The sequence below is a fragment of the Lysobacter capsici genome (assembly GCF_014779555.2).
GTDB lineage: Bacteria > Pseudomonadota > Gammaproteobacteria > Xanthomonadales > Xanthomonadaceae > Lysobacter > Lysobacter capsici.
Map to the genome: position 1 here is coordinate 1,442,540 of NZ_CP094357.1, position 20,498 is coordinate 1,463,037.

General features: G+C 67.1%; 19 protein-coding genes. 4 read left to right on the forward strand and 15 right to left on the reverse strand.

From position 1 onward, the window contains the following. Positions 1–155 precede the first annotated feature (155 nt). The 10 genes from rapZ to IEQ11_RS05860 all read right to left on the reverse strand — a co-directional run bounded on the left by rapZ (position 156) and on the right by IEQ11_RS05860 (position 8,808). Entirely contained in the window at positions 156–1,022 is an 867-nt protein-coding gene (rapZ, locus tag IEQ11_RS05815; protein WP_036102735.1) for an RNase adapter RapZ, read from the reverse strand. Between the two features lie 71 nt (positions 1,023–1,093). Beyond that, entirely contained in the window at positions 1,094–2,044 is a 951-nt protein-coding gene (gene hprK, locus IEQ11_RS05820) for an HPr(Ser) kinase/phosphatase (RefSeq protein ID WP_036102310.1), read from the reverse strand. A gap of 507 nt (positions 2,045–2,551) precedes the next feature. After that, on the reverse strand, positions 2,552–3,016 hold the full coding sequence (locus IEQ11_RS05825; protein ID WP_191823051.1) for a PTS sugar transporter subunit IIA: 465 nt from the start codon (positions 3,014–3,016) through the stop codon (positions 2,552–2,554). A 52-nt stretch (positions 3,017–3,068) separates the two neighbouring features. Beyond that, the gene (gene hpf, locus IEQ11_RS05830; protein ID WP_036102305.1) at positions 3,069–3,395 is read right to left on the reverse strand and encodes a ribosome hibernation-promoting factor, HPF/YfiA family; all 327 of its coding nucleotides are present in this window, start codon (positions 3,393–3,395) and stop codon (positions 3,069–3,071) included. Positions 3,396–3,814: 419 nt separating this feature from the next. Beyond that, positions 3,815–5,251 carry an RNA polymerase factor sigma-54 gene (locus IEQ11_RS05835; protein ID WP_036102302.1) on the reverse strand — a complete coding sequence of 479 codons (1,437 nt, stop codon included), beginning with the start codon at positions 5,249–5,251 and terminating at the stop codon, positions 3,815–3,817. 91 nt (positions 5,252–5,342) lie between these two features. Further along, the gene (lptB, locus tag IEQ11_RS05840; RefSeq protein WP_036102299.1) at positions 5,343–6,062 is read right to left on the reverse strand and encodes an LPS export ABC transporter ATP-binding protein; all 720 of its coding nucleotides are present in this window, start codon (positions 6,060–6,062) and stop codon (positions 5,343–5,345) included. Continuing rightward, on the reverse strand, positions 6,062–6,589 hold the full coding sequence (gene lptA / locus IEQ11_RS05845; protein ID WP_046655774.1) for a lipopolysaccharide transport periplasmic protein LptA: 528 nt from the start codon (positions 6,587–6,589) through the stop codon (positions 6,062–6,064). Before lptA ends, lptB begins: the two co-directional genes overlap by 1 nt. Then, entirely contained in the window at positions 6,570–7,133 is a 564-nt protein-coding gene (gene lptC / locus IEQ11_RS05850; RefSeq protein ID WP_036102293.1) for an LPS export ABC transporter periplasmic protein LptC, read from the reverse strand. Before lptC ends, lptA begins: the two co-directional genes overlap by 20 nt. Continuing rightward, positions 7,130–7,678 (reverse strand): KdsC family phosphatase, encoded by a 549-nt coding sequence (locus tag IEQ11_RS05855; protein ID WP_036102291.1) that lies wholly within the window; start codon positions 7,676–7,678, stop codon positions 7,130–7,132. The genes lptC and IEQ11_RS05855 overlap by 4 nt, the downstream gene beginning before the upstream one ends. 116 nt (positions 7,679–7,794) lie before the next feature. Beyond that, the gene (locus IEQ11_RS05860; protein WP_191823052.1) at positions 7,795–8,808 is read right to left on the reverse strand and encodes a KpsF/GutQ family sugar-phosphate isomerase; all 1,014 of its coding nucleotides are present in this window, start codon (positions 8,806–8,808) and stop codon (positions 7,795–7,797) included. Between the two features lie 235 nt (positions 8,809–9,043). On the opposite strand from IEQ11_RS05860, the gene IEQ11_RS05865 reads away from it, so the two are divergent. Both IEQ11_RS05865 and murA read left to right on the forward strand, forming a co-directional pair. After that, positions 9,044–9,283, forward strand: a complete 240-nt coding sequence (locus IEQ11_RS05865) for a BolA family protein (protein ID WP_046655778.1) — start codon at positions 9,044–9,046, stop codon at positions 9,281–9,283. A 120-nt stretch (positions 9,284–9,403) separates the two neighbouring features. After that, the gene (murA, locus tag IEQ11_RS05870; RefSeq protein ID WP_191823053.1) at positions 9,404–10,660 is read left to right on the forward strand and encodes a UDP-N-acetylglucosamine 1-carboxyvinyltransferase; all 1,257 of its coding nucleotides are present in this window, start codon (positions 9,404–9,406) and stop codon (positions 10,658–10,660) included. A 365-nt stretch (positions 10,661–11,025) separates the two neighbouring features. Here the strand turns inward: murA and IEQ11_RS05875 are convergent, their stop codons facing one another. The 5 genes from IEQ11_RS05875 to IEQ11_RS05895 form a co-directional block, all read right to left on the reverse strand. Continuing rightward, positions 11,026–11,733, reverse strand: a complete 708-nt coding sequence (locus tag IEQ11_RS05875; RefSeq protein ID WP_046655781.1) for a DUF3108 domain-containing protein — start codon at positions 11,731–11,733, stop codon at positions 11,026–11,028. After that, positions 11,730–12,449: a DUF3108 domain-containing protein gene (locus IEQ11_RS05880; RefSeq protein ID WP_096413823.1), complete on the reverse strand. Its 720-nt coding sequence runs from the start codon at positions 12,447–12,449 to the stop codon at positions 11,730–11,732. Before IEQ11_RS05880 ends, IEQ11_RS05875 begins: the two co-directional genes overlap by 4 nt. Before the next feature lie 91 nt (positions 12,450–12,540). Then, complete coding sequence (gene purN, locus IEQ11_RS05885; protein WP_096413824.1) at positions 12,541–13,224, reverse strand: phosphoribosylglycinamide formyltransferase; 684 nt, start codon at positions 13,222–13,224, stop codon at positions 12,541–12,543. 207 nt (positions 13,225–13,431) lie between these two features. After that, positions 13,432–15,750, reverse strand: coding sequence for a TonB-dependent receptor (locus IEQ11_RS05890; protein ID WP_191823054.1), 2,319 nt, complete (start codon positions 15,748–15,750; stop codon positions 13,432–13,434). 316 nt (positions 15,751–16,066) lie between these two features. Further along, entirely contained in the window at positions 16,067–17,203 is a 1,137-nt protein-coding gene (locus tag IEQ11_RS05895) for an alpha-D-ribose 1-methylphosphonate 5-triphosphate diphosphatase (protein ID WP_191823055.1), read from the reverse strand. 122 nt (positions 17,204–17,325) lie between these two features. On the opposite strand from IEQ11_RS05895, the gene phnF reads away from it, so the two are divergent. Together phnF and IEQ11_RS05905 are read left to right on the forward strand one after the other, a co-directional pair. Next, the gene (gene phnF / locus IEQ11_RS05900; RefSeq protein ID WP_191823056.1) at positions 17,326–18,192 is read left to right on the forward strand and encodes a phosphonate metabolism transcriptional regulator PhnF; all 867 of its coding nucleotides are present in this window, start codon (positions 17,326–17,328) and stop codon (positions 18,190–18,192) included. 100 nt (positions 18,193–18,292) lie between these two features. Further along, positions 18,293–20,317, forward strand: a complete 2,025-nt coding sequence (locus IEQ11_RS05905; RefSeq protein ID WP_191823057.1) for a hemopexin repeat-containing protein — start codon at positions 18,293–18,295, stop codon at positions 20,315–20,317. Positions 20,318–20,498 lie beyond the last annotated feature (181 nt).

Here is a 20,498-nt window from a genome sequence, read left to right on the forward strand (position 1 = left end):
TTCGTAAGACGACGCGCGCAGCTGGCGAACGGCTCATGGGCGATTCAGTCCGGCGTGATCTTCGTGCATGACCGCGCGCATCGCCGCGCAGGCGATGCTTATGCGCCCGGTTAAGCGATATGGCTGCGCGATTGCGACAGCACGCGCGCTTTCACTTAATCCAATTCGCGATGATGCACCGCGACTTCGTTCCAGCCGCGCGTGCGCGCGTGCTCGGCCAGGCGTTCGGCCAGATACACCGAACGATGGCGGCCGCCGGTGCAGCCGAAGGCGATGGTCGCGTAGCTGCGGGTGCTGTCGGCCTGCAAGCGCGGCAGCCAGGTGTCGAGGAACTGGCTGATCTGCTCGACGTACAGATTCACGTCGGCCTGCGCTTCCATGTAGTCGCGCACGCCGCCGTCGCGGCCCGACAGCGGGCGCAGCGCCGGGTTCCAGTGCGGGTTGGGCAATGCGCGCGCGTCGAACACGAAGTCCGCGTCGGCCGGCACGCCGCGGCGATAGGCGAAGGATTCGAACAACAGCGACATGCCCGCTTCGCCGCCCAGGCCGAATTCGGTGATGACGTGGCGGCGCAGCTGGTGGATGTTGAGCTCGCTGGTGTCGACGATCGCATCGGCGATCTGGCGCAGCGGCTTGAGCACCTGGCGTTCGAGCGAAATCGCATCGGCCAGGGCCAGTCCGAACTGGCTCAACGGATGGCGTCGGCGGGTGTCTGCGTAGCGCTTGAGCAGCACCGCGTCGCTGGATTCGAAATACACCAGCTTCGGGTCGGCACCGAGCGCGCCGACTGCCGACAACCACTCCGGGATGTTGGCCAGATCGCTATGGCGATTGCGCACGTCGATGCCGACCGCGAGCTTGGTCGGCATGCCGTCCTCGGCCTTGATCACGTTCTGCACGAACTGCGGCAGCAACTCGGCCGGCAGATTGTCGACGCAGTAGAAGCCCAGGTCTTCGAAGGTGTTGAGCGCCACCGACTTGCCCGAGCCGGACATGCCGCTGACGATCACCAGGGTGAACATGCTCGGTTCGAGCAGGCTGGGTTCGAGCGCGGGCGCGGTGTTCGGGCCGGGGGCTTGGGGGGATGTCGTGCTCACGATTCGCCGCGCTCCAGGAAATTGCTGTGCCGGGCGATGAAGGCCGCGGCCGGGTCGAGCCCTTTCATGCGCAGGCTGTGCAGGCGCGTGGCCGCTTCGGTCAGCACCGCGAGATTGCGGCCGGGCATGACCGGCAGGGTGATCATCGGCACGTCGAGATCGAGCACCCGGCGCAGGCCGCTGTCGCCGGTGAGGCGTTCCATGCCGGCCGGCTTGGGTTCGCTCATCGGCTTGGTCAGATGCACGATCAGGCGCAGGTACTTGTTGTTCTTCACCGCGGTGTCGCCGAACATCTGGCGGATATTGAGCACGCCCAGGCCGCGCACTTCCAGCAGGTCCTGCAGCATGTCCGGGCAGGTGCCGTCGAGCACGTCGGGGGCGATCTGGGTGAATTCGGGCGCGTCGTCGGCGACCAACCGATGCCCGCGCGTCACCAATTCGAGCGCCAGTTCGCTCTTGCCTGATCCCGATTCGCCGGTGATCAACACCCCGATCGAATAGATCTCCATGAACACCCCGTGCAGGGTGATCTGCGGCGCCAGCGCGCGCGCCAGGTGGTATTGCAGGTGATTGAGCAGCTCGTGCCCGCGCCGCGGCGACACCCACAGCGGCGTGTCGGTTTCCTCCGCGGCGATGCGCAGATCCTCGGGGCAGGGTTGGTCCTTGCTGATGACCAGCGCCAGCGGCCGGAACTGGATGATCTTCTCGATCGTTTCCCAGCGCAGCCGCGAATCCAGGCCGTCGAGCCAGGTCAGTTCCTCGGTGCCGAGGATCTGGACCTTGTTCGGGTAGATCGCATTGAGATACCCGGCCAGCGACGGCCGTCGCGCGACCGTATTGACCGCCTCGACCAGCCGCCCGTCGCCGCGTTGACCGGCCAGCCAGCGCAGCGCCAGGCGGTCGCGCTGCTGTTCGAACAGTTCGCCTGCACGGATGCTTTTGCTCATGGGGCAAGTTTACGAGCAAAGGGCGGTGGTGTCGCATCGGGGGCGCGCTCCGTGCGCGATAACCATGCCCACTTTGTAAAAGGGGGCGAGCGCCCGGCGCGGGTTCGAGGTTGGGTCAATAGCTCAGCGCGGGGATTCGCTTTTGCTTTCGGGGGAGTTGTGGAGCAAGAGCAAAAGCGAATCCCCCCTGCCCCCCCTTTTACAAAGGGGGGAACAGCCAAACCAGGAAGGGGAACGGGTAAGTCATGTCGCGCTGAGATGCGCGACATCGACTCGCTCTTCGTGCGCGCTACCCATGCCCACTTTGTAAAAGGGGGCGAGCGCCCGGCGCGGGCTCGAGGTTGGGTCGATAGCTCAGCGCGGGGGATTCGCTTTTGCTCTTGGTCGAGTTGCTGAGCAAAAAAAAGCGAATCCCCCCTGGCCCCCCTTTTACAAAGGGGGGAATCGGTAGGTTGGGATAAGGAGATCTGGATGAGGTTGGAGGCGGGGCGTCGAGTCGCCCGAAACTCAAGCCGCGCTACGCCGACAATAATCCAGCAACCGATAACTCAACTCGGCCTCGTTCGGCGCGCCGCGCAAACGTTCGCGAAAGGCCTCGTCGGCGAAGCGCTCGGCCAGTTCGGCCAGCAGTTGCAGATGCTGCTGCACGTGATGCTCGGGCACCGCCATCGCCAGCACCAGATCCACCGGCTGGCCGTCGGCCGCGCCGAAATCCACCGGTTGCGCGAGCCGCAAAAAGGCCGCACGGCTGTGTTCGAACAGCGGCGTGCGGCCGTGTGGGATGGCCACGCCATGGCCGATCGCGGTACTGGCCAAGGTTTCGCGTTCCTGCAGGCCTTTGCTGAGCGCGGCGGTCATCCGTAGATGGCCTTCGCAAAGCAGATGGGCAGCGGTATCAAGCACTGCGTTGCGATCGCCGGGGTGTTCCAGGATGACAACGCGCTGTGCGCTCAACAATTCGTAAAGCGGCATGGCGGTGTGCTTGAGTGGCTGGCGGAAAGCGGGCGCGGAAGGACGGGAGGGGTCAGCCGAATTCGCCGCTGCGGGCGAGGCTTTCGCCGCGATGATGATCGACCTGCTTGCTCTTGTGCTTCATCAATGCGCGGTCGAGCTTGTCGGCGAGCAGATCGATGGCGGCGTACATGTCGATGGTGGCGGCGTCGCAGTGCAGGGTGCGTCCGGCGATCAGGACGGTGGCTTCGGCTCGATGGTCGGGCTTGTCGAGGCTGAGCTGGATTCGCACGTCGAAGGGTTGGTCGTAGTGGCGTTGCAGACGGGCCAGCTTGGTTTCAACGTAATCACGCAGCGGAGCGGTGACTTCAATCTGCTGGCCGTGGGTTTCGATACGCATCGGGGACCTCCTTCACGTCGCGGGTGAATGCAGAAACGTGTTCCGACCGGTCTTGCCGGACCGAAACGGAACCGGGTGACGCCCTGGCCGCGAATAACCGACCAGGGAGTCCAGCATCGCATGCTGAGCCTGCGGCGCAAGAGGCCGGCGTAGCCCTTTGGTCTTATCCCGGGCGGAAATGCTTGATCGGCCAAGCGTTTTCAAAGGATGTAAAAGTTTTGAAATGGCTCGACTCGGCAAGGTCGGGCGTTTGCGCGGGGCCGGTGAGATCGGGTGAGTCGGCGCTGCAGCCCTTGGCGGATAAAGATTGCGCAGTTTTCCGGGCGCGTGACCGCGGCCCGGCGCGGCGGGCGCGGGGCAGTGACGGGTCCGATGAGCCGATGTTACGGCCGTGCGAAACGGCCGCGCATGCCTCGGCTTCAGGCCATGCGCACGCGATCTTGCGAGGACGGAATGCTCATCGCTTCGCGGTACTTGGCGACGGTGCGGCGCGCGACCGGCACGCCGGTGGCCTTCAAGGTTTCGGCCAGGCGCGCATCCGACAGCGGCTTGCGCGGATTTTCCGCTTCGATCAGGCGCCGGATCATCGCCTGGATCGCGGTGCTGGACGCTTCGCCGCCGGCGCCGGTGTCGATGCCCGAGGCGAAGAACGCGCGCAGCGGCATCGTGCCGCGCGGGGTGCGCGCGTACTTGCGCGCGATCGCGCGCGAGACCGTGGATTCGTGCAGGCCGACTTCGGTGGCGACTTCGCGCAAGGTCAGCGGTCGCAGCGCGCTGTCGCCGAATTCGAGGAACGCGGCTTGTTGCTTGAGCAGGCAGCGCGCCACTTTCAACAAGGTATCGCCGCGCGCTTCCAGACTCTTGAGCAGCCAGCGCGCCTCCTGCAGATGGCCGCGCAGATAACTCGCGTCGGACGCGCTGGCGTGGCGGATCATGCCTTCGTAGCCGCGATGGATCGAAATACGCGGACGCATCGATTCCGACAACGCGACCCGCCACAGGCCTTGCTGACGCCAGATCACCACGTCGGGCGTGACGTAGGTGTCGGTGGAAATCGCGCCCATCTGCGCGCCCGGACGCGGGTCGAGTGAGCGCAGCAATTGCACCGCGGTGTCGACCTGGGCGGTGTCGAGCTTGAGTTCGTTGGCCAACCCGGCCACGCCGACGCGCGGCAGGCGTTCGAGCGGGCCGCTGGCGATCTGCGCGGCCAGCGCCTTGCCCGGGGTGTCGTCGGGCAAGGTGCCCAGTTGCAGGTTGAGGCATTCGCCGAGCGAACGCGCGGCCACGCCGACCGGATCGAAGCGCTGCACCTGATGCAGCACGGTGGCCACTTCGTCTTCGCCGACGGTGAGTTCCGGCGCGAGCGAGGCGGCGATCGCGTCCAACGGTTCGCGCAGGTAACCGTCGTCGTCGATCGCCTCGATCAGGGCCACGCCGATGCTGCGGTCGCGCTGCGACAGCGGGCTCAGGTGCAATTGCCACAACAGGTGATCGAGCAGGGTCTCGGCATCGGCGACCTGTTCGGCCGCGGGCGAGTCTTCGTCGTGGTCGGAGGGGCCGACCCGTTCGTACCAGGTCTCGCCGTCGTCCATGGTCCACTCGGGCTCGGCGACCGGCGCTTCGGTGCTGCTGCCGGCCTCGCTGCCGCCGCCTTCCTCGCCGCTGGGCACGACCACGCGCGGCTCGTCCTCGGCCGCGGACGGTTCGGTCCAGTCGAGCAGCGGATTGCTTTCGACGGCGGTCGCGAGCTCGGCTTCCAGTTCCACCGCCGACAACTGCAGCAGGCGAATCGCCTGACGCAATTGCGGCGTCATCACCAGCTGTTGTCCGAGTGAGGCTTGGAGGCGGGGCTTCATCATCGATTGCAGACGCGACCTGAATAGGCGACCTGAGACGGCGGCCGAGTCGCGCGTCGCGGGCGTCGTTACGCGCCCGGCAACCCACAGGTTACAAGCGGAACGTTTCGCCCAGGTAGACGCGACGGACATCGGGATTGGCCAGCAGCGCGTCCGGAGCCCCCTGCGCGAGCACGCCGCCGTCGTTCAGGATATACGCACGATCGCAAATGCCCAAGGTTTCGCGCACGTTGTGGTCGGTGATGAGGACACCGATCCCGCGATTCTTGAGGTGGCGCACGATTCGCTGGATCTCGCCGACCGAGATGGGGTCGACACCGGCGAAGGGTTCGTCCAGCAGCATCAGGCGCGGGCGTGCAGCCAAAGCGCGTGCGATTTCCACACGACGGCGTTCGCCGCCGGACAGGCTGGCGCCGAGCTGATCGGCGACGTGGGTCACCTGCAGTTCGTCCATCAGGCTGCCCAGCTCGCGTTCGATGCCGGCGCGGTCGAGGTCGTCGCGCAGTTCCAGCACCAGGCGCAGGTTGTCGGCGACGCTGAGCTTGCGGAAGACCGAAGGTTCCTGCGGCAGATAGCCCACGCCGTACTTGGCGCGCGCGTACATCGGCTCGGCGGTGATGTCCTTGCCGTCGAGCACGATCGAGCCGGCGTCGGCCGGCACCAGGCCGACGATCATGTAGAAGCAGGTGGTCTTGCCGGCGCCGTTGGGGCCGAGCAGGCCGACCACTTCGCCGGCGTCGAGGGTCAGGCCGAAGTCGCGCACGACTTCGCGCTGGCGGTAGGCCTTGCGCAGGCCTTGAGCGACCAGCATCAGCCGCCTCCCTTGGCCGGCGCGGCGGTCTTGCTCTTGGGCTGCAGGCGCATGTTGACGCGGCCGCCGGTGCCGCCGCTCTCGATCTGGCCGGTCTTGGAGTTGTAGACGATGCGTTCGCTCTTGATCGTGTCGCCGGCTTTGTCGACGAAGGCGTTGCCGGTCAGGATGATGATTTCCTTCGGCATGTCGTAGTCGACCTTGTTGGCGCGGCCGGCGAACGGCGAGCCGTCGTCGAGTTGTTGCTTGATGGTGACCTGCGAGCCGGTCATGGTCACGTAGGTGACCTCGCCGTTGCTGCGCTTGAGGTCGGCCTTGGCGGCGTTGATGACCAGGGTGCCCTGGACGATCTTGACGTTGCCGGTCATCACGCACGGCGCGGTGTCGTTGCTGACCGAGCAGTTGCTGCTGTCGGCGTCGATGTCGGTGGGCTGATTGCGATCCGAGGAGCGCGCGAGCACGGCCGCCGGCGCCAGTGCAACGGCGACCAGGCACAGCGCGAGCAAATTAGCGAGCTTTCGCTTCATAGCGGACCTTGACGTTGGGAATGATGACGTTCTTGGTTTCGAGATCGGCCTGCAATCCCGAGCCGTTCATTGTAATACCGGGCTGTATCATCTTGACCGGAACGGCCGAAGTGGCCTTGTTCGCGTCGGGGAACACGTTCAGTTCCTCGCTGGTGATGTTGATCGGCTTGCCTTCGGCGTTGGTGCTGTCGGCATGGACCTGGCCGCGCAGGCGCACCTCGTCGGCCTCGGCGCTGACCCAGCCGCGCTGCGATTTCACTTCCCACGGGCCGCCGTTGGCGCCGGGCTTGGCCGGGATCAGGAACACCGGGGTGGTGATGTCCATGGTCTTGACGTTGGGGTCGCGGGTCAGCTTGGGCGCGCGCAGGGTGAACGATTCCTTGCCCTGCTTGTCGAGCACGACCGCTTCGAAGTCGTTGAGCACGTAATCCGGACGCGTGCTGGTCGGGCCGGAGACCGGCTTTTCGCGCTGCGACCACAGCGCCCAGCCGCTGAGCGCGGCGGCGGCGAGCAGGATCAGGGTGAGCATGCCGCGCCAGCTCATCCCAGCGCTCCGGCCAGGGCGTCTTCGGCGTGGCCTTGCGCGGCCAGCAGCAGATCGCACAGTTCGCGCGCCGCGCCTTCGCCGCCGCGCGCCACCGTGCGCCAGTGCACCCGCTCGCGCACCCACGGGTGCGCGTTGGCCGGCGCGACCGCCAGGCCGACGTGCGGCAGGATCCGCAGGTCGGCGAGGTCGTCGCCCATGAAGGCGACCTGTTCCAGGGTGAGCCCCAGACTTTCGGCGATCAGCTTGACGCAGACCAGCTTGTCCTTGACCTCGCCGTGCGAGGTCGCGCCGAGTTCGGCGGCGCGGTGGGCGGCGATGGTGCCGCCGCGCGCGGTCACGAAATGCACGGCGATGCCGACCTTGCGCAGCAGCGCCAGGCCCTGGCCGTCCTGGACATGGAAGCTCTTGTACTCGCGCCCGGTGCTGTCGAAGGTCAGCCGCCCGTCGGTCAAGGTGCCGTCGACGTCGAAGCAGGCCAGCCGGATGCGCGCGGCGCGTTCGCGGATGGCGGCGGGGTAGTCGTTTAGGTGGCTGTAGGGCACTGGGTTCGGGAATAGGGAATGGGGAATTGGGAATCGGAAAGCGTTTGCCCGGCGAGCGGAGAGATCGCGAGGAACCGCTTTCCGATTCCCAATTCCCGATTCCCCAATCCCGGCCGTTAAACCACTCTGGCCCGCAACAAGTCGTGAATGTTCAGGGCACCGACCACGCGGCGTTCAGTGTCCACGACCAGCAGGCCGCTGATCTTGTGCGTTTCCATGAGCTGCGCGGCTTCCACCGCGAGCGCGTCGGCGCCGATGGTCTTGGGCGAGCGGGTCATGACCTCTTTGATCTGGGTCGAGCGCAGGTCCACGCCGGGGTCGTCGAGGGTGCGGCGCAAGTCGCCGTCGGTGTACAGGCCGATCAGGCGCCGCGCGTCGTCGACCACCGCGGTCATGCCCAGGCGCTTGCGGCTCATCTCGACCAGGGCTTCGCTGACGCTGGCGTCGGCGCCGACCGTGGGCACCTCGTCGCCGGCATGCATGATGTCGGTGATGTGCAGCAGCAGGCGCCGGCCGAGCGCGCCGGCCGGGTGCGAACGGGCGAAGTCGTCGGCGGTGAAGCCGCGCGCCTCGAGCAGCGCGACCGCGATCGCGTCGCCCATCGCCAGCGAGGCGGTGGTGCTGGAGGTCGGCGCCAGCGCCAGCGGGCAGGCCTCGGCCGGCACGCTGACGTCGAGGTGGACGTCGGATTCGCGGGCCAGGGTCGATTGCGGCCGTCCGGTCATGCCGATCACCGCATTGCCCTGGCGCTTGAGCACCGGCAGCAGCATCAGCACTTCGTCGCTTTCGCCCGAGTAGGACAGGGCCAGGACCACGTCGGTGTCGGTGATCATGCCCAGGTCGCCGTGGCCGGCCTCGCCCGGGTGAACGTAGAACGAGGGCGTGCCGGTCGAGGCCAGGGTCGCGGCGATCTTGCGCGCGATGTGGCCCGACTTGCCCATTCCGGTGCAGACCACGCGGCCCTGGGCGCGCAGAATCAGCTTGCAGGCGGCGGTGAAGTCGCCGTCGATACGCGCGGCGACCGCGGCCAGGGCCTGCCCCTCGATCTCGAACACGCGCCGGCCGCTGGTGGCCAGGCCGGCCTCGGTGGCGCCGCTGGGATCGAGCAGGGACGGTGCGGGACTGATCATAGAAATCGCCGTTTCGAAGGTCGCCATTTCGGACCGGAGGGCTTTCCGCTAGGCTAATCCGTCAATTCTAAGCGGTTCGCCCGTCCAGCGCCGTGCCCCGCGGCAGATCCGCGCCGGACCGGGGCATCGCCCATTCAGCCGGCTTCCGTCCCGTCCAGCGCGTCTGGGCCGGCCCGGTCGCCGCTCCGTCCACCGTCCGGCCCCGCCGGTCCGTCAGTTCAAAGGCTCCCGATACGTGAACGCCGAAACCATCCGCACCCTGATCGAAAACGGCCTGCCTGGCGCGCAAGCGCGGGTCCAGGGCGACGACGGCGTCCATTTCGAGGCCACGGTCGTGGCCGAAGCCTTCCGCGGCAAGCTGCCGCTGGCGCGCCACCGCCTGGTCTACGCGACCCTGGGCGAGCGCATGGGCGGCGAGATCCATGCCTTGGCGTTGAAGACGTTGACGCCGGAAGAAGCCGGGAATCGGGAATAGGGAAACGGGAATCGGAGAGCCGCTTTGTCGCTTCTCCGACTTCACCGCGACCTCATTCAACCTGATCGATCCGCTTTTACCATTCCCGATTCTCCACTCCCTATTCCCGGCTCCCAAACAATGCAAAAAATCGTGGTCGAAGGCGGCCAGCCGCTCAACGGCGAAGTCCAGATTTCCGGTGCCAAGAACGCCGTCCTGCCGATTCTGTGCGCGACCTTGCTGGCCGACGCGCCGGTGACGATCCGCAACGTGCCGCGCCTGCACGACGTGCTGACCACGGCCAAGCTGCTGGGCGAGCTCGGCGCCGGGGTGAGCAGCGAGGGCGCGACGATCACGGTCGATCCGACCACGGTCAACAGCCATGTCGCCCCGTACGAACTGGTCAAGACCATGCGCGCCTCGGTGCTGGTGCTCGGCCCGCTGCTGGCCAAGTACGGCCAGGCCGAAGTGTCGCTGCCCGGCGGCTGCGCGATCGGTTCGCGTCCGGTCGACCAGCACATCAAGGGCCTGCAGGCGCTCGGCGCCGAGATCTCGGTCGAGAACGGCTACATCAAGGCCCATCGCAACGGCCGCCTGAAGGGCGCGCGCTTCGTCTTCGACGTGGTGAGCGTGACCGGCACCGAGAACGTGCTCATGGCCGCGGCATTGGCCGAAGGCACCAGCGTGATCGAGAACGCGGCGATGGAGCCGGAGGTCGTCGATCTGGCCGATTGCCTCAACGCGCTCGGCGCGAACATCGAGCATGCCGGCAGCGGCCGGATCATCGTCCACGGCGTCGAGAAACTGCACGGCGGCAGCCACGACGTGCTGCCCGACCGCATCGAAACCGGCACCTTCCTGGTCGCCGCGGCGATGACCGGCGGCCGCGTCACCACCACCCGCAGCCGCGCCGACACGCTCGATTCGGTGTTGGACAAGCTGCGCGACGCGGGCGCGACGATCGAAGTCGACGGCGACCGCATCACCCTGGACATGGGCGGCCGCCGCGTGCGCGCCGTCGATCTGGTGACCGCGCCGTACCCGGCGTTCCCGACCGACATGCAGGCGCAGTTCATGGCGCTCAACTGCATCGCCGAGGGCGTGGGCGTGATCAACGAGACGATCTTCGAAAACCGCTTCATGCACGTCAACGAACTGCTGCGTCTGGGCGCCGACATCCGCGTCGACGGCCACACCGCGGTGATCCGCGGCGCCGCCAGGCTCAGCGGCGCGCCGGTGATGGCGACCGACCTGCGCGCCTCGGCCTCGCTGATTTTGGCCGGCCTGGTGGCGCAGGGCGAGACCACGATCGATCGCATCTACCACCTCGATCGTGGCTACGAGAACATCGAGGAGAAGCTGTCGGGGTTGGGCGCGAAGATTCGGCGCGTGGGGTGATACCTCGCATGGCGTGCGGCGAATGGATCGCGGCGCGTGGATCGCGGGGAGAGTGGGTTGCGGCGCGTGGGTTGATGCGGCTCGTTAACGACACCTAGTGCGTAGCATTCCCTCTCCCGCTTGCGGGAGAGGGCCAGGGTGAGGGCGCTTCTGCTCTTTGTTCAAACAGCAACGGCATTCGCGTCTGCGGCGCTTATTCCCTCACCCCAACCCTCTCCCGCAAGCGGGAGAGGGAGCCTGTTGCTCGCTTGCTCGGGCGAACGCTTGAGGCGGTCGGACTGGTGTCTGCAGCAACAAAAAAGCCCCGCGATCGCGGGGCTTTTTGTTGCTCGCATGCATCGGTTACTCGCCGCGACAAGCGCCGATCAACGCACCGCCTGCACCCGCAGATCGATCGCATCGCTGCCGTTCTCGCGCTGCAGAATGCGCGCCGGCACCGGCATGCCCGGCACGACCCAGGCGATGGTTTCCTTGTCGCCGTTCTTGCTCGAGACCTTGGTCGCCTGCTGCGACTTGCCGCCGACCGTGATCGCTTCCTTGCCGACCACCGTGTAGCTCAGTTGCTTGACCCGGCCGTCCTCGACCATGCGGTAGCTCATCGGCTTGCCGGCGTTGGCGTCGCGGACCAGGGCCAGGTTGACCAGCAACGCGTCGAGGTCGCCGCTCTGCAATTTGATCGGGCCGGCGCGCTCGGGCTTGATGTCGCCGGTCCAGGTGGCGACGCTGCGCGACCAGTCGTAGGCGGCGTTGACCGACTTCTTCTTGGTCAGCACCTTGCTCGAATCGCTGCCGCTGACCGGGCGCAACTGGCCGTTGCTGTCCTCGAACACGGTCGACTGCTGCAGATCGGCCAGCGGGCTGGTGATCGACAGGCTGTACTTCCAGCGGTTGCCCTCGGCGGCGACGGTCATGCGGCCGTTGCCCTGCATGCCCATGTAGCTGGCCGAGTAGTCGGCGCTGAACGGCTTGACCGCGAGCGCGGGCGCGCTGACGACGGCCAGGGCCGCGGCGAGCACGGCCAGGCCGGTCTTGAAGGTGCGGACCGTTACGGTGCGGTCGGTGGTGTGGCTCATGATCCGTTGACTCCTTTGTATTCGACCAGGCGCAAATCGTAGGTGTCCTGGCCATCTTCGCGCTGCAGGATGCGCACGGGGGTGGGAACGCCGTCGACCACCCAAATGGATGTTTCCTCGTTGCCGCTCTGCACGCGGTTGACGCGCATCGCGTTGAAGCTCATATCGTCGACCTTGACGCCTTCCAGGTCCTGGCTCACCAGGTATTGATGGGGGCGCAGGCGGCCGGAATCCACAAACCGGTAATTCAGGGTCTTGCCGGGCTGGGCGTCGCGGACCACCGCCAAGTTGATCAGCAGCCCGCTCATGTCGCCGTCCTGCAGCGCGATCGGCTTGCGCCGGTGCTCCTTGATGTCGCCGGTCCATTGCGCGGCATGCTGGGCCCAGTCGTAGGTGCCGGTGATGATCCGCTTGGAGAACAACACCTTGCGCACCATGGTCTGGCTCAACGGCCGGTAGGTCTCACCGACCAGGTCGAACAGCGTGCTCTGCTGCGCGGCCGCGCCGGTCAGGCCCATCATGCCGTGCTCGGCGCGGATGTCGAGGTCGATGCGCCAGTGGCCGCCCTCGGGCTTGACCTGCATGGTCGCGTCGCCGAGCGCCTTGCCGCCGTTGAAGACCTGGTAATTGGCCACGAACGGCTCCAGCGCGAACGCGCTGCCGGGGAGGGCCGCGCCGGTCAGCGTGGCCAGGATCAGGGGCAGGAGGGACTTCATGACGACGCGGGCGAGTCCTGGGGCGCGCACAGGCGCAGGGATTAGGAATGCGTTGTGGAACCCGACGTATTCGGCGCACGGGCCGCGGCGTTCAGGCCGCGATGCCGGTCGCCGGATGGGTCAATCGGCCGGCGAAATCTAAACGCAGCGGCGTAAATAGCGGATGACCGTCGAGGGCCACGGTTGCGCCGTGTTCAGCCAGGCGGCCATCGACGGCCAGTCTCATCACCGCCAGCAACAACGGGTGCTCCACATCGAGTACGCGCGCGGCCAGGGATTCGGGTGTATCTCCGGCATCGATCGCGACCACGGCGTGTGCGATCACGCCACCGGCGTCGAGCTCGGGGATCACGAAATGCACGCTTGCGCCGTGTTCGCGTTCGCCCTCCTCGATCGCCCGCGCATGGGTGTGCAGGCCGCGGAACTTGGGCAGCAGCGAGGGATGGATGTTGATCGTGCGGCCGCGGAAGCGGTCGACGAAGGCGCTGCCGAGGATGCGCAGGTAGCCGGCGCACAAGATCCAGTCCGGACGCACGGCCGCGACCGCTTGCGCGAGATCGGCGTCGAAGGCCTCGCGGCTTGGGTAATTCTTGGGGCTGGCCGACCAGCGCAGCGGCTGCGCGACGCGTTGCAGCGCGGCCGCGGCGGGTTTGTCGGAGAACACGCCGACCACCTCGGCCGTCAGGGTGCCGGCGGCGATGGCGTCGAGCACGGCCTGCAGGTTGCTGCCGCGGCCCGATGCGAGGACGGCGATGCGGGGGAGCGGCTGGGGCATGCGGGCCGGGCGATGGGGCGGGGCTGCATTTTAGGCGATATGGGCGGTGCCGATGGCGGCCCTCGCGCCGGCCCTCACCCCAACCCCTCTCCCGCAGGCGGGAGAGGGACCTAAGCGGGGGCATCGGGTTTTGGTTGTTTTCCCTCTCCCGCTTGCGGCGACCGAAGGAAGTGCAGAGCTGAGAGGGTTAGGGTGAGGGCCGCCCCGTCAGAACTTCGCCTCCACCGAAACGAACCACTGCCGCGGCGCGCCGGTCAGCAAGGTCTGGAACGTGCCCCGCGGGTCGTAATCGCGAAACCCGTTGCTGCCGAGCGTGGCGATGTAGGTCTTGTCGAGCAGGTTGTAGACATTGAGCCCGACCCGCAGCGATTGAATCTGGCCGACATCCTTGCGCTGCCAGCTCACCCCCGCGTCCCACAGCCAGAACGCGTCGGTGCCGGCGTCGTTGCTGTAGGTGTAGTAACGCCGGCCGGTGTACTTGCCGCCCAGGCGCAGTTCGACCTCGCCCACGCCATAGCTGACTTCGGTCGCGAACAACTGCTTGGGCGTATCCACCATCTGCTTGCCGCGTACCTCGACCAGCTTGCCGCTGCTCAGATAATTCGAGCGGTACTGCGAATCGTTGTAGGCGTAACTCGCGAGCCAGCGGAACTGCGCGGTCGGCGTCCACACGAAGGCGAACTCGCCGCCGAGCGTGCGCGCCTTGCCGACATTGGCGAACTGGTTCGGACAGCTGACCACGCCGGGGCAGGGCACGATCACCAGTTGGCGATCGTCGAAATTGACGCCGTACAAGGTGGTCGACAGCTGGTAATGGTCGTCGCCGTAACGCCAACCCAGTTCCAGGGTCTTGGACTGTTCGGGTTTGGCGCTGGCGCGGCTGAGGTCGAACGAAGCCTGAGTCAGCGACCACGCGCCGTTGACCCCGGGCCGGAACGCAGCCTGATTTTCGGCGTAATTGGCGAACACGTCGCTGTGTTCGTTCAAGCTCCAGGCCACGCCGAGCTGCGGCAGGAAGTTGTCGCGCGCGCGCAGCCGTCCGCCGGCGCGGCCGGCGACCACGACGGTGCCGTCGGTAACCACGTCCTGGCCCTTGAAGCCGGCGCTGACGGTCAGGCGATCGTCGAACCAGCGCATCGTGTCCTGCACGAACCACTGGCGGGTGCGGGTGTCGAAGCGCTGGCGGAACAGGCGCTGGGCGAATTCGCTCTGATCGAAGAAGCGCTGGTCGTCGATCGGCCCGGCGATGTTGACGAAACTGCGGCCGGCGCCGTGCACGCTGTCTTCGAACCACACGCCGCCTTCGAGCGTGTGATGCTCCAGTTGGTAACTCGCGCGCGCGTTCAAACCGCTGCGTTCGATGTCGTAACTGGTGATGCGCAGCGCCATCGGGATCGTCGGCGAACTGATGTACGGCGTGAACCAGTGGCCCTGGCCTTCGTTGCGATGGTAATAAGCGGTCGCGTCCACGCGCAGTTTTTCGCTGAGGTCGAATTCGCCCGAGATGCTGGCCAGATCGTCATTGCGGAGGCCGCGCGCGAGGTAGTACGCATCGTCCTTGGTGGTCACGCAGCCGCTGAACTTGCCGTTGGCCGCGGCCAGCGCGCGCTGCCAGTCGGGCGCGTAGTTGTCCCAGTCGTAGCCGCAGCGGCGGATCAGGTCGAGCGACAGGTCCGGATCGTCGGTCTCGTTGCGGCGCGAGGTCGACAACCACGCCGCGATGCGGCCGTTGTCCCATTGATACACGGCCTTGCCGTTGAACTGCCGCTGCTCCTGCACGCCGGCGCCCTTCCAGCGGTCGGCCTGATTGTTCATGCCCGACACGTAGGCGCTGAAGCCGTTGTGCTCGCCGGTGTCGACGCGGACGAAGGCGCGCATCGTCGCGTTGTCGCCGTAGGCGAAGTTGGCGCGCGCGCCGAACTGGCTCTGCGGGTCGGCCGAATGCAGCAGCAACGCGCCGCCGAGATTGCTGGTCGAGGGAATGCGCAACGCGCCCGCGCCCTGGGCGAGTTCGAGTTCGGCGATGTTTTCCGGCAGGATCGCGCGATTGGGCGACAGGCCGTTGTTGTTGGCGTAGCTGTTGTCGCCGAGCGGGATGTCGTCGAGCGCATAGCCCAGTTGGTTCTGGGCGAAGCCGCGGATCGCGATGCGGTTGGACCATTCGTAACTGCCCCACGGATCGGACGATACGAAATGCACGCCGGGCAGTTTCTCCAGCACCTTGACCGGGTTGGTGCCGAGTGCGACGGCCTGCAGTTCGGCCTTGCCGATGCGCTGCACCTGACGGGTTTCGCGATGGCCGACCACCGAGATCGTGTCGAGGGTGGCCGGATCGCCGGCGCCGCTGTCGAGCGGCGCGCCGCTGGCGGCGAGGCTGGCGGTCGCGTGGGTGTCGCCGGCATGGGGCGCGGTAGCGTCGGTGCTGGCGGCCGGCGCGGTTTCGGCGCGCGCGGTCGGCGCGAGCGTCGTCATCGACAGCGCGGCGAGCAAGGCCAGCGCCAGGGGCGTGCGGATCGGGGTAATCATCGGGGTCTCGTGCATTGCGCGCCACGGTGCGGCGTGATGGCGGCATTACAACGGTCGCAGATGAAGGCTTGCGCGCGCGGGACGGACCGCGTGGCGTACCTGTCTAGTGGCTCGTTCGGGGAGGCGGGTTCAGGTTGTTTCGAATGCCTCGATTGGTTCCCTCGACACGCTATGTTCCCTCTCCCGCTTGCGGGAGAGGGTTAGGGTGAGGGTGTGCGAGTTGCGATGTGTGCATCGATAGCTCTTGCCCTCACCCCGGCCCTCTCCCGCAAGCGGGAGAGGGAGATGAGCGAGGCAGCGCGGGCCGTGGCGGATCTCAATACCGCCGCTCACCCCGCACCCAAACCGCCTCGACCTGCGGCAATCCGTCGACCACGCGTACACGCAGCAGATCCGCGCGCAGCCCCGTAGCAATCTCGCCGCGATCGCGATAGCCGATCGCGCGCGCGGGCGTACGCGTGACCATCGCCACCGCGCGCGCCAGGCCGATCGATTCCCAGCCGCCGAGCTGGAACGCCGCCAGCAACAAACTGCCGGGCACGTAATCCGACGACAGCGCATCGAGCACGCCGGCGCGGGCGAGGTCGGCGGCGGCGACGTTGCCGCTATGCGAACCGCCGCGCACCAGGTTCGGTGCGCCGGCCAACACCTGCAACCCGGCCGCGTGCGCGGCGACCGCGGTGGCGAGGTTGACCGGGAATTCGGCGATGCAGGCGTTGGCTTCGACCGCTTCGGCGATGTGGATCAATTCCGAATCGTCGTGGCTCGCCAGCGGCAATCCCAGTTCCAGCGCCAAGGCGATCACCCGTTGCCGATTGGCATCGGCGTGACGGCGTTGCAAATCCTGCAGATGGCGCACGCGCGCATCGAACTGGTCGTCGTCGCGGGCGTTGCCGTGACGCGCGCTGTAGGCGCGGTAACGCTCCAGATCGTGGAACTGGCGCTGGCCCGGGGTGTGATCCATCAACGACAACAGCCGCAGCGCGGGCGTCGCGAGCAAGGGCTGCAGACGCTGCGCCAGATCGGGGCAGGGCAGTTCGCAGCGCAGATGCACGGCGTGTTCGATGCGCAGGCTGTGCGCGGCGCGCGCATCGGCCAGCGCGCTCAGCACCTGTTGCGGATCGACCGCTTCCTCGGCGTCCTCTTCGCCGACCGAGATCGCGTTGAGCGCGGTGGTGATGCCGGCGGCAAGCAGTTGCGCATCGTGCGCGCGCAGCGCGGCGGCGGCCGGCCAATGCGCGCCCGGACGCGGCAGCAGGTGCTTTTCCAGGTTGTCGGTGTGCAGCTCGACCAGGCCGGGCAGCAGGTAATCGCCGTCGCAGTCGATCGCCGCGGCGTGCGCGATCCGGCCTTCGCCGATCTGCGCGATCGCGCCGTCGGCGATGCGCAGGTGGCCGTGCGCGATCGTGTCGGGCAGGACCAGGCGGGCGTTGTCGAGCAGCAGATCGGGCATCGCGGTGGGCGTCCGGTGGCGGAAGGGCGGAATTTGTCATGGCCGTGCAACGCGCACGCGCTCTCATGGCCACGGGTGCGGTACTCGACCTGTCTAGTCAAGCAAGCGCAGATGGAGGTTGTGTGACAGCCACTGGGTCCAAACACACCGGGTTAAAGCAGGCCGGTCTCAAACAGGCGCGCCCGATCAAGGCGGGCGACGCTGCGACTGCGTCCGTCGATTCGGCCGATGCCGAGTCGGCGCCCGCCGCGCCCGCCGAGAACCTGACCCAGCGCGACGCCGCGCAACCGCTGTGGCAGCAGATCGAAACCGCCCTGCTCAAGCAGATCCGCTCCGGCGCGCTCAGCGAAGGCGACCGGCTGCCGTCGGCGTTCGATCTGGCCAAGCGTTTCGGGGTCAACCGCCACACCGTGCGGCGCGCGATCGAAGCGCTGGAGGAACGCGGCTTCCTGCGCACCGAAACCGGGCGCGGCAGTTTCGTCCAGGAGCATCCGTATCACTACCCGATCGGCCGCCGTACGCGGTTCGGCAAGGCGATGCACGATCTCAATGTCGAAAGCCGCTACCGCCTGATCGAAACCGGCCTGCAGACGCCGCCGCGCCAGGTCGCGCGCTCGCTGGGATTGATCTCGGGCGAACGCGTGCATCGCGTGGTCTATTCCAGCGAAGTCGAGGGCCGTACCGTCGATCACAGCGAGGCGTGGTTTCCCGCGTCGCGTTTTCCCGGTCTGGACCGCGTATTCGCCGAGCAGTTGTCGGTGACCCGCACCCTGGCCGAATTCGGCGTTCACGATTATCTGCGCAAACACACCTCAGTGATGGCGCGCTTGCCCGGCGCCGAAGTCGCGCGCGTGCTCGGGCAATCGACCCGGCGACCGGTGCTGTGCGTGCATTCGCTCAATGTCGATGCGCAGGGCGTGCCGGTGCAGTTCGGGGTGACTTCGTTCGCCGGCGATTGGGTCCAGTTGATGGTGATGACCGAAACGTGACAGGTAGCGGCCCGGCCGCGCGCGTTGCGCGGTTTGGGTCACATGCGCGCGCGCAGACGTGGCCTAGGCTCGCGGCTCCTTTCACCGCAGGAGCCTCGCAATGTCCCGTCGCAGTTTGCGTTTCACCACTCTGGCCCTGGCTTGCGCGCTCGCTGCGCCGGCCCTGGCGAAAACGCCGAAGGTGTTGTTCATCGGCACCGACGGTTTTCGCGGCGATGTCTACGGCACGATCGCCACGCCGAATCTCGATGCGCTGGTTGCCGACGGTTACCTCGGTCGCGAAGGCCTCACCGCCGATACCGCGATCAGCGGCACGGGTTGGTCGTCGCTGTTCACCGGCGTGGAGCGCGACAAGCACGGCGTCTACGACAACAGTTTCAGCGGCAAGAACTACGCCGACTGGCCGGACGTGCTCAGCCGGATCGAGCGCGTCGCGCCGAGCAAGAACACCGCGGTCGCGCTGGCGTGGTCGCCGCTGGCGACGCAACTGCTGTGGACCGGCGTGGACACGGTCTACGACGCCGGCAGCGACGCCAATGTGTTGAGCAAGGCCTTGCAACTGCTCGGCCAGGCCGCCGGTCCGGACGTGCTGTTGCTCGACTTCAACGAACCCGACGGCGCCGGCCATGCCGGCACTTATTTCAATCGCGATGCGAGCGGCTACACCGACGCGATCCGCGGCGTCGATGCATCGATCGGCAAGCTGATGACCGCGCTGCGCGCGCGGCCCAACTATGCCAACGAAGACTGGCTGGTGATCGTCGGCACCGATCACGGCGGTTCGATCCACCATGGTCACAACACGCCGGAGGATCGCAAGACCCTGATCGCCTTCAGCGGCGAATCGGTGCCCAAGCTCGGTCTGGAGCCGCTGCGCTTGGCGCCGCGTCAAGTCGATGTCGCGCCGAGCATCCTCGCCCATCTGGGATTGGTGATTCCCGCGGGCCTGGACGGACGGCCGATGCAGCGGCCCGCGCGCGAGGCCGCGCCGGCGTTCGGGGCCAATCTGCTCGCCAACGGCGATGCGGAGTATTCGGTCGGTCGCAGCGATCGCGGCTACGACAGCGACGTGCCGGGCTGGCGCAAGGGCCGCGGCGGGCAGGTGGTCGAGTACGCGCGCTATACGTGGTTGCCGGCGCCGCTGGCCGGCGGCGGGCGCAATCTGTTTATCGGTCGCGATACCGGCAAGAGCAATACGCTGAGTCAGCGCGTCGATCTGCGCGGTCTGGATCTTACCCAAGCACGCTTCAAGCTGTCGGCCGACCTCGGCGCCGCCAGCGGCCATCGCGCTCGCGTGCTGCTGCGCTTCTACGATCTGCGCGGGATGGCGAGTTTCGGCGCCGGCGGCAGCGGGCATGTGTTCCGCGGCGGCGACTACTACAAATATGACATCGCCGCCGATCGCGTGGTCAGCGGTTATCCGCAGCCGATCGCGACGCAATGGCCGGGCCTGGATCGGTTCGCCGGTGGCGCGCGCGATCTCGACGCGGCGTTCGAGGCCGGCAACGGCAAGGTGTATTTCTTCAAGGACGCGCAGTACCTGCGTTACGACCTCGCCGCGGGCGCGGCCGATCCGGGTTATCCCTTGGCGATCGCCGGCAATTGGCCGGGCCTGGAGAAATTCGCCGGCGGCGCGCGCGATCTAGACGCGGCGATGTTCGTCAGCCGAAGCAAGCTGTATTTCTTCAAGGGCGATCAATACATCCGCTACAACCTCGACAACGATCGCGCCGATGCCTATTACCCGGCGTATCTGTCGGAAAGCACCTGGCCGGGCACGGGTTACTGGCCGGCGTACTGGTCGGGCGCGCTGAACTTCGCCAGCGGCAAGTCGTATCTGTTCAAGCCCGGCGAGTATCTGCGTTACGACCGCGTGCTCGATCGCGCCGACGCCGGCTATCCGGCCGCGATCAACGCATCGAACTGGCCGGGCCTGCAGGCGCTGTACGCCGGCAGCGCGTTCGAACTCGCGCCCACCGGCGGCAGTGGCGCGCTGCGCAACTACGAGCTCACTGGCGCGGTGCCGAAGGATGCGCAATGGGCTGAGGTCGAAATCCGTTTCGAGCATGCCAATGCGAACGGCGACGCGTACGCCGATCGGGTGCATCTGAGCTTGGAGCGCTGAGCCCGCAACCGGTCTGGATCGGCTCGATCCGGGCCGCCCGCGCAGGCCGTCGCGACTGTGACGGCCTGCGCGGATTGGTCGGTCGAGAGAGGCGGACAGCGCTGAACCAGCGCAACCCTCGCTTTCGCTCCGCGCCAGGATCGGCAAAGCTGCGCTCTGCGGCAGCCGGGAGCGGGGCGTG